16 protein-coding genes are annotated in these 16304 nt (G+C 70.2%); 13 read left to right on the plus strand and 3 right to left on the minus strand.

The window, feature by feature from the left end:
- Window positions 1–114: 114 nt before the first annotated feature.
- From ACIRP2_RS22500 to ACIRP2_RS22535, 8 genes are all read left to right on the plus strand, one after another.
- Entirely contained in the window at window positions 115–759 is a 645-nt protein-coding gene (locus ACIRP2_RS22500; protein ID WP_404252939.1) for an HAD family hydrolase, read from the plus strand.
- A 42-nt stretch (window positions 760–801) separates the two neighbouring features.
- Entirely contained in the window at window positions 802–2007 is a 1206-nt protein-coding gene (locus ACIRP2_RS22505; RefSeq protein WP_404252941.1) for an MFS transporter, read from the plus strand.
- Window positions 1976–3148: an acetoin utilization protein AcuC gene (locus tag ACIRP2_RS22510; RefSeq protein WP_404252943.1), complete on the plus strand. Its 1173-nt coding sequence runs from the start codon at window positions 1976–1978 to the stop codon at window positions 3146–3148. Before ACIRP2_RS22505 ends, ACIRP2_RS22510 begins: the two co-directional genes overlap by 32 nt.
- Window positions 3149–3269: 121 nt before the next feature.
- Entirely contained in the window at window positions 3270–4085 is an 816-nt protein-coding gene (locus tag ACIRP2_RS22515; protein WP_404252945.1) for a phosphatase, read from the plus strand.
- A 128-nt stretch (window positions 4086–4213) separates the two neighbouring features.
- Window positions 4214–4426 carry a helix-turn-helix domain-containing protein gene (locus ACIRP2_RS22520; RefSeq protein ID WP_014046653.1) on the plus strand — a complete coding sequence of 71 codons (213 nt, stop codon included), beginning with the start codon at window positions 4214–4216 and terminating at the stop codon, window positions 4424–4426.
- Between the two features lie 110 nt (window positions 4427–4536).
- Complete coding sequence (locus tag ACIRP2_RS22525; protein WP_003948845.1) at window positions 4537–4635, plus strand: 30S ribosomal protein bS22; 99 nt, start codon at window positions 4537–4539, stop codon at window positions 4633–4635.
- A gap of 202 nt (window positions 4636–4837) precedes the next feature.
- On the plus strand, window positions 4838–5932 hold the full coding sequence (locus ACIRP2_RS22530) for an NAD-dependent epimerase/dehydratase family protein (protein WP_404252947.1): 1095 nt from the start codon (window positions 4838–4840) through the stop codon (window positions 5930–5932).
- A 14-nt stretch (window positions 5933–5946) separates the two neighbouring features.
- Window positions 5947–7014, plus strand: coding sequence for a lysophospholipid acyltransferase family protein (locus tag ACIRP2_RS22535; protein ID WP_404252948.1), 1068 nt, complete (start codon window positions 5947–5949; stop codon window positions 7012–7014).
- 130 nt (window positions 7015–7144) lie between these two features.
- Here ACIRP2_RS22535 and ACIRP2_RS22540 read toward each other — a convergent pair whose 3' ends face one another.
- The 3 genes from ACIRP2_RS22540 to ACIRP2_RS22550 all read right to left on the minus strand — a co-directional run bounded on the left by ACIRP2_RS22540 (window position 7145) and on the right by ACIRP2_RS22550 (window position 10656).
- Window positions 7145–8332, minus strand: a complete 1188-nt coding sequence (locus ACIRP2_RS22540) for a DUF5667 domain-containing protein (protein ID WP_404252950.1) — start codon at window positions 8330–8332, stop codon at window positions 7145–7147.
- Window positions 8333–8556: 224 nt separating this feature from the next.
- Window positions 8557–9333 (minus strand): ECF subfamily RNA polymerase sigma factor, BldN family, encoded by a 777-nt coding sequence (locus tag ACIRP2_RS22545; RefSeq protein WP_404252952.1) that lies wholly within the window; start codon window positions 9331–9333, stop codon window positions 8557–8559.
- Between the two features lie 357 nt (window positions 9334–9690).
- Window positions 9691–10656 (minus strand): HAD family hydrolase, encoded by a 966-nt coding sequence (locus ACIRP2_RS22550; RefSeq protein WP_404252954.1) that lies wholly within the window; start codon window positions 10654–10656, stop codon window positions 9691–9693.
- A 170-nt stretch (window positions 10657–10826) separates the two neighbouring features.
- On the opposite strand from ACIRP2_RS22550, the gene ACIRP2_RS22555 reads away from it, so the two are divergent.
- The 5 genes from ACIRP2_RS22555 to ACIRP2_RS22575 all read left to right on the plus strand — a co-directional run bounded on the left by ACIRP2_RS22555 (window position 10827) and on the right by ACIRP2_RS22575 (window position 16281).
- Entirely contained in the window at window positions 10827–11102 is a 276-nt protein-coding gene (locus tag ACIRP2_RS22555; protein WP_361457875.1) for a glutaredoxin family protein, read from the plus strand.
- 271 nt (window positions 11103–11373) lie between these two features.
- On the plus strand, window positions 11374–12141 hold the full coding sequence (locus ACIRP2_RS22560; protein ID WP_404252957.1) for a redox-sensing transcriptional repressor Rex: 768 nt from the start codon (window positions 11374–11376) through the stop codon (window positions 12139–12141).
- Entirely contained in the window at window positions 12138–13631 is a 1494-nt protein-coding gene (locus tag ACIRP2_RS22565; RefSeq protein WP_404252959.1) for a glutamyl-tRNA reductase, read from the plus strand. Before ACIRP2_RS22560 ends, ACIRP2_RS22565 begins: the two co-directional genes overlap by 4 nt.
- On the plus strand, window positions 13628–14614 hold the full coding sequence (hemC, locus tag ACIRP2_RS22570; protein WP_404252961.1) for a hydroxymethylbilane synthase: 987 nt from the start codon (window positions 13628–13630) through the stop codon (window positions 14612–14614). Before ACIRP2_RS22565 ends, hemC begins: the two co-directional genes overlap by 4 nt.
- The gene (locus tag ACIRP2_RS22575; RefSeq protein WP_404252963.1) at window positions 14611–16281 is read left to right on the plus strand and encodes a uroporphyrinogen-III synthase; all 1671 of its coding nucleotides are present in this window, start codon (window positions 14611–14613) and stop codon (window positions 16279–16281) included. The genes hemC and ACIRP2_RS22575 overlap by 4 nt, the downstream gene beginning before the upstream one ends.
- Window positions 16282–16304 lie beyond the last annotated feature (23 nt).

Raw genomic sequence — 16304 nt, forward strand, 5'->3', positions numbered from 1 at the left:
ACTGCAGGGGGGACCCTGTGGGAGAGTAGGACGCCGCCGAACTCCTTTTACGGAGAAGCCCCGTGCCCTTGTGGCACGGGGCTTTTCTGCGTTCACAGCGTCTAGGCTCGAACCATGCGCTACGAACTGGTCATCTTCGACAACGACGGTGTGCTCGTGGACAGCGAGCCGATCTCCAACACCATCCTGTCCGAGTACCTCACGGAGCTCGGGCACCCGACCTCGTACCAGGAATGCCTTCGCGACTACATGGGGGCTGCCGTGCACCGGGTGCACGACCTCGTCGAGGAAAGGACCGGGGAGAAGCTGCCCGCGGACTTCGACGAGACGCTTCACTCGCGGATCTACGCGGCGTTCCAGCAGGAGCTGGAGCCGGTGGAGGGCGTCGATGACGTGCTGGGAAAGCTTGTCGCCGACGGCGTCGCCTACTGTGTCGCGTCCTCCGGCAACCACGAGCGGATCAGGGTCGGACATCGCAAGACCGGACTCGACCAGTGGTTCGAGGACGAGTGGATCTTCAGCGCGGAGGATGTCGGGCACGGGAAGCCGGCGCCCGATCTCTTTCTGTATGCCGCCGAACGGATGGGTGTTCCCCCCGAGCGGTGCGTCGTCATCGAGGACAGCCCGCTCGGCGTGGAGGCGGCCCGGGCCGCGGGGATGGATGTGTACGGGTTTACGTCGATGATGCCGGCGGACCGGCTCGCCGGGGTGACCGGGCACTTCTCCGACATGAGTCAACTGCGGGAATTGCTCGCCTGATCCATCTACCCATGGGTAGAGACTGGCCTTACGCTCGCGGCCATGACAGATGCTCGTTTGCGCCACGGCAGGGCCTCCCTCGCGTTGAGCTTCTTCGTACAGGGAGTCACCTTCGCTCTGCTCGTGACACGGATCCCCGCCATCCAGGACCGGTACGGGATATCCGACGGGCTGTTGCCGGTGTTCCTGGCCGCGGTGCCGATCCTGGCCGGTGTGGGCAGCGTGGTCACCGAGAAGGTGGTCGCGCGGGTTCGGCCGGCCGTCGTACTGAGGTGGGCGCAGCCCGTTGTGCTGCTCGCGCTGCTCGGTGTCGGGGCCGGGAGCACGTTGTGGGAGGCGGCGCTGGCGCTCGGGGTGTTCGGGCTTGCCGTCGGGTCGCTCGACGCCTCCATGAACATGATGGGGGTCAGCCTCCAGCGGGCGTACGGGCGTTCCATCATGCTCGGGTTCCATGCCACGTACAGTCTGGGCGGGATCGCCGGGGCGTCCATGGCGTGGGCCGGGGCGCACTGGGACCTTTCGCTGTTGGTCTCCTATCTGCCGGCGGTGGTCGTGCTGCTGCCCGTCGCGTTCATCGGGAGCCGGTGGTACGCCGAGGGCGTGTCGGCGGAGGCGGGCACGGGGGAGACGGCAGGGAAGGGGGCCGCGTCGGTCTCCTTCAAGTTGCTGATGCCGCTCTGCCTCGTGATGAGCTTCGCCTACATAGGGGACTCGACGGTCTCCAACTGGAGTGCCAAGTATCTGCAGGACGTGCTGGGGAGCTCGGAGCAGCTGTCGACGGTTCCGTACAACGTCTACATGGTGACCACGCTGCTGGGGCGGGCTGTGGGAGATCTCGGGGTGCGGCGGTTCGGGGCCGTGGCCGTGGTGCGGTCCGGGAGTGTGGTGGCCGCTGTCGGGTTCGCCGTTGTGGCGGTGGCCGGTGGGGCGTGGGTCGGGATGCTCGGGTTCACCCTGCTGGGTCTCGGGCTGTGTGTGATCGTGCCGCAGACGTTCGCCGCCGCCGGGCGGATGTTCCCCGGGGCGAGTGATACGGCCATCGCGCGGCTGAACGTCTTCAACTACGTCGGATTCCTGGTGGGATCGCCGTTGGTCGGGGCGCTCGGGGACGCCTGGAGCTACCGGGGCGCGATGCTCGTGCCGATGGTTCTGGTGCTTGCGACGCTCGTGTACGCCAGGTCGTTCGGCGCGGAGCCTGCCCGATACGGTGGCGGGCATGAGCGGCCGCGCACAGTTGATGTGGGATGACGCAGTAACGGGTTACGACTTCGGGGAAAGTCATCCGATGAACCCCGTCAGACTTGCTCTGACCATGGGGCTGGTGCGGGCGTTCGGGCTCGACGGTGCGGTGGACGTGGTGGCGGCCAGGCCCGCCGGGGACTCCACGTTGCGGTTGGTGCACCGTGAGGACTACGTGGCCGCCGTGCGGGCCGCCTCTGCGGATCCCCGGCACGCCGATCAGAAGTACGGGCTCGGGACGGTGGACGATCCCGCGTTCGCAGGGATGCACGAGGTGTCGGCGCTGATCGCCGGGCAGTCGGTGGCCGCGGCGGAGGCGGTGTGGCGTGGGGACACCGCGCATGCCGTGAACTTCGCGGGCGGGCTGCATCACGCCATGCCCGGTGGTGCGGCGGGGTTCTGCATCTACAACGATCCGGCGCTCGCCATCGCGCGGATGCTGGAGCTGGGTGCCGAGCGGGTCGCGTACATCGATGTGGATGTGCACCATGGTGACGGGGTGCAGGCGGCGTTCTGGGAGGACCCGCGGGTTCTGACCGTGTCGCTGCACGAGCACCCGCGGACGCTCTTCCCGCAGACCGGCTGGCCGGAGGAGACCGGCTCCGGGGCGGGCCAGGGCAGTGCGGTGAATGTGGCGCTGCCGGCCGGTACGGGGGACGCGGGGTGGCTGCGGGCATTCCACGCGGTGGTGCCGGAGCTGCTGGCGGACTTCCGGCCGCAGGTGCTGGTGAGTCAGCACGGGGCCGATACGCATTTCGAGGACCCCCTCGCCCATTTCGCGGTGTCGCTCGACGCGCAGCGCGCGGTGATGGCGGCCTGTCACGATCTCGCCCATGAGTACGCGGAGGGCGGGCGCTGGGTGGCGCTGGGCGGGGGCGGCTATGCGGTGGTCGATGTGGTGCCGCGGTCCTGGACGCATCTGGTGGGGATCGCCGCGCACGCGCCGGTGGACCCCGAGTCGGTGATTCCGTCCTCGTGGCGTGACGAGGTCTTTGCCCGGACCCGGCAGCTGGGGCCGGCCCGGATGACGGACGGGCGTACTCCCGCCTGGAAGTCGTGGGAGCTGGGGTACGACCCCGCGGACCGGCTGGACCAGGCGGTGTTGGCGACCAGGCGCGCGGCCTTCCCGTTGCGGGGGCTGCTGACCTGAAACGGGCGGGGACGGTCGTGGAGCGGCCGTTTCGTGTGCTGGTGAGGAACGGTTACGCCAACTGTGGGGCGTGACCGGGCTTCTGGCCCCCGTCCGGGTGATCGGGGGGAGCATCGGTGGGGTGTTGAGCACCGGAGCGCTGCGTGCGCATCTGCTGGCGGCCCGGCTGGCCGGGCCCGTGGCCACATCGAGGGAGGCGAGCCTGCGGAGCTATCGGCTCTTCGCGGCCCGCGACCCGAGGGTGACACTCGGTCTCTCCCCCGAACGGGGCTGGGAGGAGCAGGACCTTCTTCGCCTCATGGCCGACAAGTGCGGGGTTTCCGGCGATCCTGCTCATGTTTCCGGCCCTGACGTGATCGATCCGGAGCGCACCCTGGCAGGTCTGGAGGCTTTCGCCGAGCGGTTGTCGCATGCCGCGATGCGTCGGGCGCCGGTGCTGTTCGGGACCGGTCATCCGCATCGGCTGCTCGGTTTCTACGCAGAGTTGGCAGACGCCTTGTCGGCGGCCGGGTGTCCCGTACTCACTCCCGCGCAGGGGCGATGTATCGACATAACGACCCGGTTCGGCGTACGCATGTACCGCCTCGGCTACGTACGAGGAGTCGCGATGGTGCGCGAACCCGGCGTGCGGGGTGCCGGTGGTGACACCGGCGCACACACCCATTCACCGTTGCCGGTCCGGGTGGCGCTGGAGGCGGTGGCTGAGGGGGGTGGGAGGCTGCCGGAACTGGTCGTGGGGGACCACGGATGGGTCTGCGGGGCTGGTCAGCTGGGCATCGAGGCGATCGGGCTGGCGGATACGGACGATCCCGCGCTGTTCGTCGGGGAGGCCGAGGGGCGGGTGGCGGTCGCTGTTCCGCTCGACGACGCCGTGCGGTCCGCCTACTACCGGCCGCTCACGCGCTATGTACTCAATCGGGCGTGTCTGTCACAGTAGGCGGCCGATCGCCTCTCCTCTTCCCCACTCGCATCACCCGCCCCTAATCTGGGGAGTGAGCGCACAACGACGAAGAGTCACCGGAGGGGAAGCCGGTGGGCGTCTCGTGCGGAAGGTACAGGTGGGTCATGGCTGCTGGCAGCGAGAGGCCTCTCAACGAGGTCAAGTTTCTGACCGTGGCGGAAGTCGCCTCGGTCATGAGGGTGTCGAAGATGACCGTGTACCGCTTGGTGCACAGCGGTCATCTGCCGGCGATCCGGGTGGGCAGGTCCTTCCGGGTTCCGGAGCAAGCGGTTCACGAGTATCTCCGCGAGTCCTTTGTGGGGGTGGAGTCCGCCTGAGGTTCACCTCGGATTACGCCCCTCACGCGGTGGCGGGTAGGCTAGGCCGACGTAGGTCGTGTGGGCCCAGACGCCCCGCACCAGTGAAGAAGAAGTGAGCGAGGGTAGTCGTGGGCTCTGTTATCAAGAAGCGGCGTAAGCGGATGGCCAAGAAGAAGCACCGCAAGCTGCTCAAGCGCACGCGCGTTCAGCGTCGCAACAAGAAGTAAGCGAACGCGGTTCGTGCATCCGCAGCCCTCCCGCCGATACGGCGGGAGGGCTGCGGTGCGTTGTGCCGCGGCGGCGGCGCGCTGTGCGGTACCCGCATTCGGGCCAAAGACTCGGCGGAAGGCCGCCGTGCGGTCATCACAGGGCAACATCCACCCGCTACGGTGACGGCCAGGGGAAACCTTTCGACGGGAGGCGCTGATCTTGGGGAAGGTCGTGCTGGTCACCGGAGCCGCCCGGCAGCTGGGCGGCCGCTTCGTGCGGCGCGTCCAGCGTGATCCGGAGGTGGACCGGGTGGTCGCCGTCGACGCGGTCACGCCCGGACACCCCTTGGGCGACGCCGACTTCGTCCGTGCGGACATCCGCCAGCCCGCGATCGCCAGAGTCCTCGCCGAGCACTCCGTCGACACGGTCGTCCACCTGGACGTCTCCGCCAAGTCGGTCGGTACGGGAGGTCGGACGACGGTCAAGGAGACCAACGTCATCGGCACCATGCAGTTGCTCGGGGCCTGCCAGAAGGCGCCGAGCGTGCGGCGGCTGGTGGTCAAGTCCAGTACGAACGTCTACGGTTCCGCGCCCCGCGACCCGGCGGTCTTCACCGAGACCACCCCGCCCAAGTCCCTGCCGAGCGGGGGGTTCGCCAAGGACGTCGTGGAGGTCGAGGGGTACGTACGGGGCTTCGCGCGCCGCCGGCCGGATGTGGCCGTGTGCGTGCTCAGGTTCGCGAACATCCTGGGGCCGGAGGCGGATTCGCCGCTGGCGGACTATCTGTCGCTGCCCGTGCTGCCGACGGTGTTCGGATACGACCCGAGGCTCCAGTTCGTGCACGAGGACGATGTCGTCGAGGTACTGGGAATCGCCTCGCGCGAGCCGAGGCGCGGGACGCTGAACAGCGGCACCTTCAATATCGCCGGGGACGGCGTGCTGCTGCTCTCGCAGTGCTCGCGGCGGCTGGGGCGGCCGACGATGCCGTTGCTGCTGCCCGCTGTCACCTGGGTCGGCCAGGCGCTGCGCAGGGTCGGCATGACGGACTTCTCGCCGGAGCAGATCCGGCTGCTCACCCACGGCCGGGTGGTCTCCACCGTCCAGATGCGCGAGACCCTGGGTTTCCATCCGCGGTTCAGCACCGCGGGGACGTTCGCGGAGTTCGCGCGCAGTCAGGGGCCCGGACTGCTGCCGCCGGAGGCGGTGGGCAGGGCGGTGGACCGGCTGGCCGCCATGCCGTTCGCCGGGGCGGCCTGCGATGTTCCGGGGTTCACCGGGGCGGGTGGCACACACCCGACCTCCAGCGCCAGGTAGAGGAGCCACCGACGATGGCGGATGCCAAGGTCATTCCGTTCGACGACGACCGTTCGCGATCGGGCGGCTCACCGCGCTCCGCGCGACGCCGGACCACGGGGAGCGGCAGCCGGGGCCAGGGGCCCGTGGCGGCCTCCGTGGTCGGGACCGCGGCTGTCAGCGCCCTTCCCGGGCAGCAGGACGCCTCGTTGCCGCCCGAGGAGCCCCAGCGGACGGCGCCGCACTCGGAGGAGGCGGGGCGTGGTCACTGGGACCGGCGGATCGCCGGCGGGCTCGCGTTCCTGCGGCGGCGGGTCACCGGTGAGTACGAGGTCGATGAGTTCGGGTACGACAAGGAGCTGACCGATCAGGTCCTGATGTCGACGCTGCGGCCGCTGTACGAGAAGTACTTCCGGGTCGAGGTGAAGGGCATCGAGAACATCCCGTCCGAGGGCGGGGCGCTCATCGTGTCCAACCATTCGGGGACGCTGCCGCTCGACGGGCTGATGCTCCAGGTCGCCGTGCACGACAACCATCCGGCGGGCCGTCATCTGCGGTTGCTCGCCGCCGATCTCGTCTTCATGCTGCCGGTGGTCAACGAGCTGGCCCGCAAGGCCGGGCACACGCTGGCCTGCGCGGAGGACGCGGAGCGGCTGTTGCGGCGGGGTGAGGTCGTCGGGGTGATGCCGGAGGGTTTCAAGGGCATCGGCAAGCCGTTCGGCGAGCGGTACAAGTTGCAGCGCTTCGGGCGGGGCGGCTTCGTGTCCACGGCGCTGCGGGCCGGGGTGCCGATCGTTCCGTGCTCGATCGTGGGGGCGGAGGAGATCTACCCGATGATCGGCAACTCGAAGACGCTGGCGCGGTTGCTGGGGTTTCCCTACTTCCCGATCACGCCGACGTTTCCCTGGCTGGGACCGCTCGGGGCGGTGCCGCTGCCGACGAAGTGGACGATCCAGTTCGGGGAGCCGATCTCCACGAGCGGTTATCCGGTGGAGGCGGCGGAGGATCCGATGCTGATGTTCAATCTGACGGATCAGGTGCGGGAACAGATTCAGCACACGCTGTACAAGTTGTTGGTGCAGCGGAGGTCGGTTTTCTTCTGACCAAGGGCTGCCCGGTGGGTGTTCTGTCGCTGATCGGCGGACGGGCTCCGGGGAGCCCGTCCGCCGATGGAAGGTGCGCGAGGGTTTGGCCGGCCTGATCCGGCCCGGCCCGAGGGGACGGTCCCAGGTCCTAGTCGCGCAGATCCTCGCTGTTGATGCCCAGGCCCGGGAGCAGGCCGGGGAGGAGCGGGGGCAGGGTGACGTCCGGGGCGGGCGGGGGGCTGACCCGGGTGTCGGCGGAGGGTGTGGTGCCCTGGGGCGGGGGGCCGAAGAGGCCGTCGGCGCCGCCGATCAGGCCGTCGGACGGGGCGCTGCCGGAGCTGGACGGTCGGGGCGAGGCGCTGTCGCCCGTGTGGTCCTGCGAGGCTTGCGGGGAAGCGGGCGTGGAGTCGTGCGTGTCCGGCGATCCCGCGTTCCGCTCCGTGGCGCCCGAACGGTGGGAACCGCTTCCCCTGCCCGGGGTGGGGGGCAGCAGCGACTGCAGTGGTTCGACCTCTTCGTCTATGGCGTCGAAGACCGAACTGACCTGGTCGCCGACATCGGTCAGCTGTACGGGCAGCCGGTTGCGCAGACTGCTCCAGCTGTCCCGGTGCGAGCGGGAGAAGGATTCCAGGGTCCGGATCGGGCCGATGGCGCCGTCCCGCTGGTAGGCGGCGTGGAGCAGACGGTGGCCCTCGGTGGCGTCGTGCGTCATGCCGTTGAGCGTGCGCCTGACTTCGCCGAGCTGTTCGTGGTCCAGGTCGCCGGAGCGGGCGCGCTCCATCAGACGCCGGGCTTCGCTGAGACGGGTCGAGGCCTGGTCGAGATAGACCTCGCCGCGGTCGGCGTCGCCGTTGGCCATGCCGAGATGGATGTCCTCCATGCCGCGCTTGAGCCCGTACAGCGAATCACCCGGCAGGGCGTCGGAACTGGCAGCGGCCACTCCGCCGAAGGCTCCTGCCGCCACACCGACGGTGAGCCCGCCGGCCGCGAGCCCCTTCGTCCAGCGCGAGCGCGGACGCAATTTCCGGAGCGGGGAGGCCCGATGGGCTCCCTTGGTCCGTTGTTCGGGCACCGTAGGGTCCGTGGCCGCGCCGCCCTCGGCGAACATGGCCTCCATGGCGGCGACGAGCTGGGCTCGCTGCACCACTTTGACTTCGGGATCCATTTCCGGCCGCGGTAGCTCACCGAGGCCGTTCGCCAGGGCCAACAGCGGTCCGTGGTCGGCCGGTTCGGCCGGTTCCTCGGGCTGTACGGCCGCCGCACCGCGGAGCGACTGCTCCTCCAGGGCCTGGGCGAAGGCGTTCGCCCGCCGGTGTGCCGAAACGTTTGCGATCACTGGCGGCACCTCCTCTCGTCATGACGGTCGACTCCCCTGGTGGTCCGGAAGGTTGCACACCTTGAGCGCTTCCACACGAATGAGTGAGTGTCGGCGGACATGGGGTGACGACAGGGGGCCTGCAACCGGCACAACGAGGGGCGCGGCACTTGGGTTACGCACGAAGGATGATCGGACCAGTGCGTGAGGGACATGTCGCCGAGGGTGATTCGGCCGGGGGCGGTTCAGCGGGCATCGTCCGGCAGGAGCCGGGCCAGGGTGCGGACGGCGCGGTACTGCAGGGTCTTGATCGCGCCCTCGTTCTTTCCCATGACCCGGGCGGTCTCGGCGACCGAGAGGCCCTGCAGGAAGCGCAGGGTCACGCACTCCTGCTGCTGGGGGTTGAGGCGTCGCACGGCCTGGAGCAGCGCGGCGTTGGAGAGGGACTCCAGGACGGAGTCCTCCGGGCTGCGCTCGACCTCGTTGGCGTCGAGCATCTCGCCGGTGGTCACCTCCAGCCGGAAGCGGCTGGACTTGAAGTGGTCGGCGACCAGGTTGCGGGCGATGGTGACGAGCCAGGCGCCGAAGTCGCGGCCCTGCCAGGTGAAGGTGGAGATGCGGCGCAGGGCGCGGAGGAAGGTCTCGCTGGTGAGGTCCTCCGCCGTCGCCTTGCCGCCCACGCGGTAGTAGATGTACCGGTAGACGGTGTCGCTGTACTGGTCGTAGAGACGGCCGAAGGCGTCGGCCTCGCCGGCCTGCGCGCGCTCGACGAGTTCCATCATGCGCGCGCTGTCGCTGTCGGCGGTGGGCCGGCGAACGGTGGACGTAGTAGTTGCGCCGCGGTTGCTGCGTCTTCCGACCGCCGCACCGCGTTCGGCCATGGCGTAGCAAGGGCCGACAGGTGCAGGGGTGGCACATACGGGTACGGCGTACGCGGTGGGGACGAAGCCGCGCAAGCGGTCGGCGACCGTTGCGCGCAGCGTAGCCAGGCCCGAGGCGTCAACCCCGACGTGTGGGTACACGGGACTCCCAGAGGCAGAGCTTCCATCACGTTCAGTGCGGAGCCGTCACCCGTCGTAGTGAGTGGTGGGCTCCGGAATGCGTCTGAGGAGAATAACGCTTCGTACAGGCAGTGCTACACCCAGTTGCTCAAATCATCGATTCCGTCGCTTCTGTAGCGACTAATCGACGCATCAAGTAGCACATCGTGACCGTTTATTGATCGGATTACTTCGCGATCTGCCTGCGTGCGCGACGGATTGTGGTCGGGTGCGGGCAACCCGGCTGGCGGGAGCGGTGGCCGGGCAAGGGGTTCCGATCGGTGGCCGTCGTCCGGGCGTGGCTCGGCGGCCACCCGGCGGTGGGCGAACGGGTGTGCGTCAGCGGCGGCGGCGGTGCAGGGCGACGGCGGCCGCGGTGCCGCCCGCGATGGCGCCGACGCCGGCCGCGGCCGGGATGCCGACCCTGGCCGCCTTGCGGCCGGTCCGGTAGTCCCGCAGCCGCCAGTCGAGCGCGCGGGCGTGCTTGCGGAGCTTGGCGTCCGGGTTGATCGCGTAGGGGTGTCCGACCAGGGACAGCATCGGGATGTCGTTGTGCGAGTCGCTGTAGGCCGCGCAGCGGTCGAGGTCCAGGCCTTCGGCCGCCGCGAGGGCGCGGACCGCCTCGGCCTTCGCGGGCCCGTGCAGCGGCTCGCCGACCAGGCGGCCGGTGTAGACGCCGTCGACGGATTCGGCGACCGTGCCGAGCGCGCCGGTCAGGCCGAGGCGGCGAGCGATGATCGTGGCGGTCTCCACCGGGGCGGCGGTGACCAGCCAGACCCGCTGTCCGGCGTCGAGGTGGGCCTGCGCGAGGGCGCGGGTGCCGGGCCAGATGCGGTCGGCCATGTACTCGTCGTAGATCTCCTCGCCGATGGACATCAGCTCGGAGACGCGATGGCCCTTGACGATGGACAGGGCGCTGTCGCGGGCGTCCTGCATATGGCCCGGATCCTCGACGCCGGCCAGCCTGAACCATGCCTGCTGCCAGGCGAACCGGGTCAGCTCGCGGCGCTGGAAGAACTTCCGCTTGTACAGACCGCGGCCGAAGTGGAAGATCGCCGCGCCCTGCATGACGGTGTTGTCCAGGTCGAAGAAGGCGGCGGCCCGGTCGTCGCCGACGACGGGGAAGGCGGGTTCCTCGGCCTCCGTGCGGACCGAGGTGTCCTGGTCGGCGACGGAGGATCGGTCGTCGGGGAGTTCGGCGGGGAGGGCGGTCTTCCGCGCTGCCTCGGCTGCGGCCTCGCCTGCCAGCACGCTCCGTGCTGTCGCGGGGCGCCTACGGGGTGTGAGCCATCCAAGTGCGGCCATGTCGTGAGCATAGCCAGTCGGTCCGTCCGTTCCCGAGCTGCAGGGATGCCGTGCCGTGAACTCTTGGCTGCGGTTTTGTTGAACGGGCGTTTCGGGGCGTACCGGATCAAGGGGGGAATCGGCTCCCTTCCGGCCCGGGAGGCCGGTCGGCCTCGGCGCAGAATGTAGGCATGAGTGCACTGTTGCGACGTAGGACGAAGAAGCCCGCGGACCGGGTGGTGACCCTGGTGGGGAAGCCCGGATGTCACCTCTGCGACGACGCGAGGGCGGTGGTGCGGGAGGTCTGCGAGGAGACCGGTGCGTCCTGGGAGGAGAAGGACATCACTCAGGACGAGGGGCTGCACCGGGAGTACTGGGAGCAGATCCCGGTCGTCCTGATTGATAACGAACAGCACACGTTCTGGCGGGTGGACCCGGCGAGGCTGCGCAGCGCACTGCTTTCCTGAGTGAACCCGGCTACCATCGTGGGCGTTTTGAGTGGTCTCGGGGGAGTGGTTGTGAGGAGTGTGTACCGCTTTGCCCCCTTCGGCCCTGCAACGGGTTGATGCGATCCTTGGTTCCGGGATCGCACGACGAATGTGCGTGACCCCGGTCACTTTGACCGGACAAAACGGACACTATCTTTGTGCACGTGTTCACAAAGACATAGCCTGCATTCGACGGGGCGGTCTTGTGATGCACGGCCGCCTGCAGCCCCGCTCATCCCGCAGGAGCACCGTGGCAACTGGCCGAACTCACCGACCGGCGACCCGTAGCCGAGGAATTCCCGAGGCCACCGTCGCCCGGCTTCCGCTGTATCTACGCGCACTGACCGCGCTCTCCGAGCGCTCGGTCCCCACGGTCTCGTCCGAGGAGCTCGCCGCGGCGGCGGGGGTCAACTCTGCCAAGCTGCGCAAGGACTTCAGCTACCTGGGGTCCTACGGGACGCGCGGTGTCGGGTACGACGTCGAGTATCTCGTCTACCAGATCTCCCGCGAACTCGGGCTCACCCAGGACTGGCCGGTCGTGATCGTCGGCATCGGTAACCTCGGCGCCGCGCTCGCCAACTACGGTGGCTTCGCCTCCCGCGGTTTCCGCGTCGCCGCACTGATCGACGCCGACCCCGCGATGGCCGGAACGCCCGTCGCCGGGATCCCCGTGCAGCACGCCGACGACCTGGAGAGGATCGTCACCGACAACGGCGTGTCGATCGGTGTCATCTCGACCCCGGCCGGTGCCGCGCAGCAGGTCTGCGACCGGCTCGTCGCCGCGGGCGTCACCTCCATCCTGAACTTCGCGCCGACGGTGCTCTCCGTGCCCGACGGCGTGGACGTCCGCAAGGTCGACCTCTCCATCGAGCTCCAGATCCTCGCCTTCCACGAGCAGCGCAAGGCCGTCGACGACGCGGTCGAGAGCAGTCCGGATCCGGCCGCACCGCCCGTGCGCGCGACCACCGGCAATCGGAAGGGACCCGACGGGGACATGCCCGCCGTGATGCCGGCATGAGTCTTCTTGTCGTAGGGCTGAGCCACCGCAGCGCTCCCGTCTCCGTACTGGAGCGGGCCTCGCTGGCTGCCGAGACGCAGGCCAAGCTGCTCCAGGACACCCTCGCCGCGGAGCCCGCGGTCGAGGCCGCCGTGCTGGCCACCTGCAACCGCATCGAGCTGTACGCCGACGTGGACAAGTTCCACGCGGGCGTCGCCGAGCTGTCCACGCTCCTCGCCCAGCACAGCGGCGTCGGGCTCGACGAGCTCACTCCGTATCTCTATGTGCACTACGAGGACCGGGCCGTCCACCACCTCTTCTCGGTGGCCTGCGGACTGGACTCGATGGTCGTCGGCGAGGGCCAGATCCTCGGCCAGATCAAGGACGCGCTGGCGCTGGGGCAGGAGCTCCACACCGCCGGCCGGCTGCTGAACGATCTGTTCCAGCAGGCCCTGCGGGTCGGCAAGCGTGCCCACAGCGAGACCGGGATCGACCGGGCCGGGCAGTCGCTCGTCACCTTCGGCCTGGAACAGCTCTCGGCCGGTGCGGACGTCACCGGCTGGGCCCGGGGCAAGCGTGCCCTGGTGATCGGGGCCGGCTCGATGTCCTCGCTGGCCGCCGCCACCCTGGCCCGTGCCGGCGTCGCCGAGATCGTCGTCGCCAACCGGACCCGGGCCCGCGCCGACCGGCTGGTCGAGATCCTGCGCCAGCCCGGCGGCACGGGAGTGGCCGCCCGAGCCGTGGAGATGGCCGCGGTCACCGGCGAACTGACACGTGCCGACGTCGTCGTCTCGTGCACCGGGGCGACGGGTCTGGTGCTGACCGCCGAGGCCGTCGCCGGGGCGCTCGGCCTGGCCCTCGACCCCGCGTCCGAGGCGCCCGCCGCGTCCGTCCCCGCACCGCCCGCCGACCCCGACCGGCACGCCGCCTGGGTGGAGAACGGCTCCGCGGGAACGGTGCGCCAGGCCGTGCGCCGGGCCACGGTGCCCGCCCAGGGTGCCGGTCCCGTCCGCCTCGCCCTGCTCGACCTCGCCATGCCGCGCGACATCGACGGTGCCACGGCCCGTCTCGACGGTGTGCGTCTCGTCGACATCGAGTCGCTCGCCGAGGCGTCGGCGGACGCCCCGATGGCCGCCGATGTGGACCAGGTGCGCACCATCGTCGCCGACGAGGTCGCCGCCTTCGGCGCCGCGCAGCGTGCCGCCCACATCACCCCGACCGTCGTCGCTCTGCGCACGATGGCCGCCGGAGTGGTCGCGGGCGAGATCGAGAGGCTCGACGGACGCCTCCCCGACCTGGACGAGAAGCAGCGCGCCGAGATCTCGCAGACCGTGCGCCGCGTCGTCGACAAGCTCCTGCACGCGCCCACCGTGCGGGTCAAGCAGCTCGCCAGCGAGCCCGGCGGCGCCGGGTACGCCGATGCGCTGCGGGAACTCTTCGACCTCGACCCGCAGACGGTCGCCGCCGTCTCCCGGGCAGACCTGAACGACCCGAATCGAGGGCGGTCATGACCGACAACTCACCCCTGGGCGAGGGGACCACCGAGCCGCTGAGGCTGGGCACCCGGCGCAGCAAGCTCGCCATGGCGCAGTCCGGCCTCGTCGCCGACGCGGTCAGCGAGGTGACCGGGCGGGCCGTCGAGCTCGTGGAGGTCACCACGTACGGCGACATCTCCCGCGAGCACCTCGCGCAGATCGGCGGCACCGGCGTGTTCGTCGCGGCCCTGCGCGAGGCACTGCTGCGCGGCGACGTGGACTTCGCCGTCCACTCGCTCAAGGACCTGCCGACCGCCCAGCCCGAGGGCCTCGTGCTGGCCGCCGTACCGGTGCGCGAGGACCCGCGCGACGTACTGGTGGCCCGGGACGGGCTGACCTTCGAGCAGCTGCCGTCCGGTGCCCGTGTCGGCACCGGCTCGCCGCGCCGCATGGCGCAGCTCAACGCGTACGCCCGCAGCCACGGCCTCGACATCGAGACCGTGCCGATCCGGGGGAACGTCGATACGCGTATCGGATTTGTCCGAAGCGGGGAGCTGGACGCGGTGGTACTCGCCGCGGCCGGTCTCAGCCGCCTCGGCCGGACCGGTGAGGTGACCGACTTCCTGCCGGTCGACACCGTCCTGCCCGCTCCCGGCCAGGGAGCACTGGCGATCGAATGCGCTGCTACCAGCGCCGACCTCGCCGCCGCGCTCGCCGAGCTCGACGACCCGTACACCCGGGCCGCCGTGACCGCCGAGCGTGCCCTGCTCGCCGCCCTGGAGGCCGGTTGCTCCGCACCTGTGGGTGCGCTGGCCGACCTCCTGGTCGACGGACAGGCTGTCAACGAACTGCGCCTGCGCGGTGTCGTCGGTTCCACCGACGGTTCCTCGCTGGTACAGATGTCCACCACCGGTCCCGTCCCCACGTCGCACGACGACGCGGCGGCCCTCGGTCGCGAACTCGCGGCCGAGATGCTCGCCAAGGGTGCGGCCGGTCTTATGGGGGAGCGAGCACTTTGAGCCCCACCGGCCCCGCCGCATCCGACTTTCCGGCCCTGTCCGCCCAAGGGCACGTCACCTTCCTCGGCGCCGGTCCCGGCGACCCGGGGCTGCTGACCCTGCGCGCTGTCGAGGCGCTCGCGAGCGCGGACGTCCTTGTCGCCGAGCCGGAGGTTCTCGGCGTTGTTCGCTGCCATGCGCGGGCAGGGGTGAGCACGCCTGAGCTGGCGATTGTTGACGCGCAGTCAACAGCCGCCGGTGTTCCCGTTCTCAGGGATGCGGTCAATCTTGTCATGGAGGCAGCGAAGGGCGGCAGGCGGGTCGTCCGTGCCGTCTCGGGCGACCCCGGGCTGGACGGGAACGCCGGGGCCGAGATGCTCGCCTGCGCCACCGCCGGCATCCCCTTCGAGGTCGTGCCGGGTGTGGCCAACGTCGTGGGCGTTCCCGCGTACGCCGGTGTGCCGCTGCGTGACGCGCAGGGTGCCGACGTCCGGTTCGTCGACGCCCGTACCGCCTCGGACCGCTGTTGGACCGAGGTCGGCTCCAGCGATGCCACGGCCGTCGTCTCGACGACGCTCGACGCGGTGGCCTCGGCCGCCGGTGAGCTGGTCTCGGCCGGCCGCAAGCCCGACACCCCGCTGACCGTGACGGTGGCCGGCACGACCACCCGCCAGCGCACCTGGACGGCGACCCTCGGGACGATCGCGCAGGTGCTGAAGCAGGCGAAGATCCTGCCGTCGCCGGACGGGCACCAGCCCGTCATAGCCGTGGTCGGTGAGCGAAGCGCCGCCGCCCAGCGCGACCAGCTCGCGTGGTTCGAGTCCAAGCCGCTGTTCGGCTGGAAGGTACTCGTCCCGCGCACCAAGGAGCAGGCGGCGTCGCTCTCCGACCAGCTTCGTTCGTACGGTGCCGTGCCGCACGAGGTCCCGACGATCGCCGTCGAGCCGCCTCGTACGCCCCAGCAGATGGAACGCGCGGTCAAGGGCCTGGTCACGGGCCGTTACGAGTGGATCGCCTTCACCAGCGTCAACGCCGTGAAGGCCGTCCGGGAGAAGTTCGAGGAGTACGGGCTCGACGCCCGTGCCTTCGCCGGGATCAAGGTCGCGGCCGTCGGTGAGCAGACCGCCACCGCGCTCGTCGACTTCGGTGTGAAGCCGGATCTGGTGCCGTCCGGTGAGCAGTCCGCCGCCGGTCTGCTGGAGGACTGGCCGCCGTACGACCCGGTCTTCGACCCGATCGACCGTGTCTTCCTGCCGCGTGCCGACATCGCCACCGAGACACTGGTGGCCGGGCTCATCGAGCTGGGCTGGGAGGTCGACGACGTCACCGCGTACCGCACGGTCCGCGCCTCGCCGCCGCCCGCCGACACGCGTGAGGCCATCAAGGGCGGCGGTTTCGACGCGGTGCTCTTCACCTCGTCGTCGACCGTACGGAACCTCGTCGGCATCGCCGGCAAGCCGCACAACGTGACGGTCATCGCGTGCATCGGCCCGGCGACGGCGAAGACCGCCGAGGAGCACGGTCTGCGCGTGGACGTCCTCTCCCCGGAGCCGTCGGTGCACAAGCTGGCCGAGGCCCTCGCCGAGTTCGGTGAGCGGCGCCGGGAGGCGGCGAAGGAGGCCGGTGACCCGGTGACGCGGCCGAGCGAGCGGCGTCCGGGGGCGCGGCGGCGCCGTACGACCACCTGACCCGTGTGACGCGTGTGGACCGG

The organism is Streptomyces sp. NPDC101194 (assembly GCF_044767885.1).
Lineage (GTDB): Bacteria > Actinomycetota > Actinomycetes > Streptomycetales > Streptomycetaceae > Streptomyces.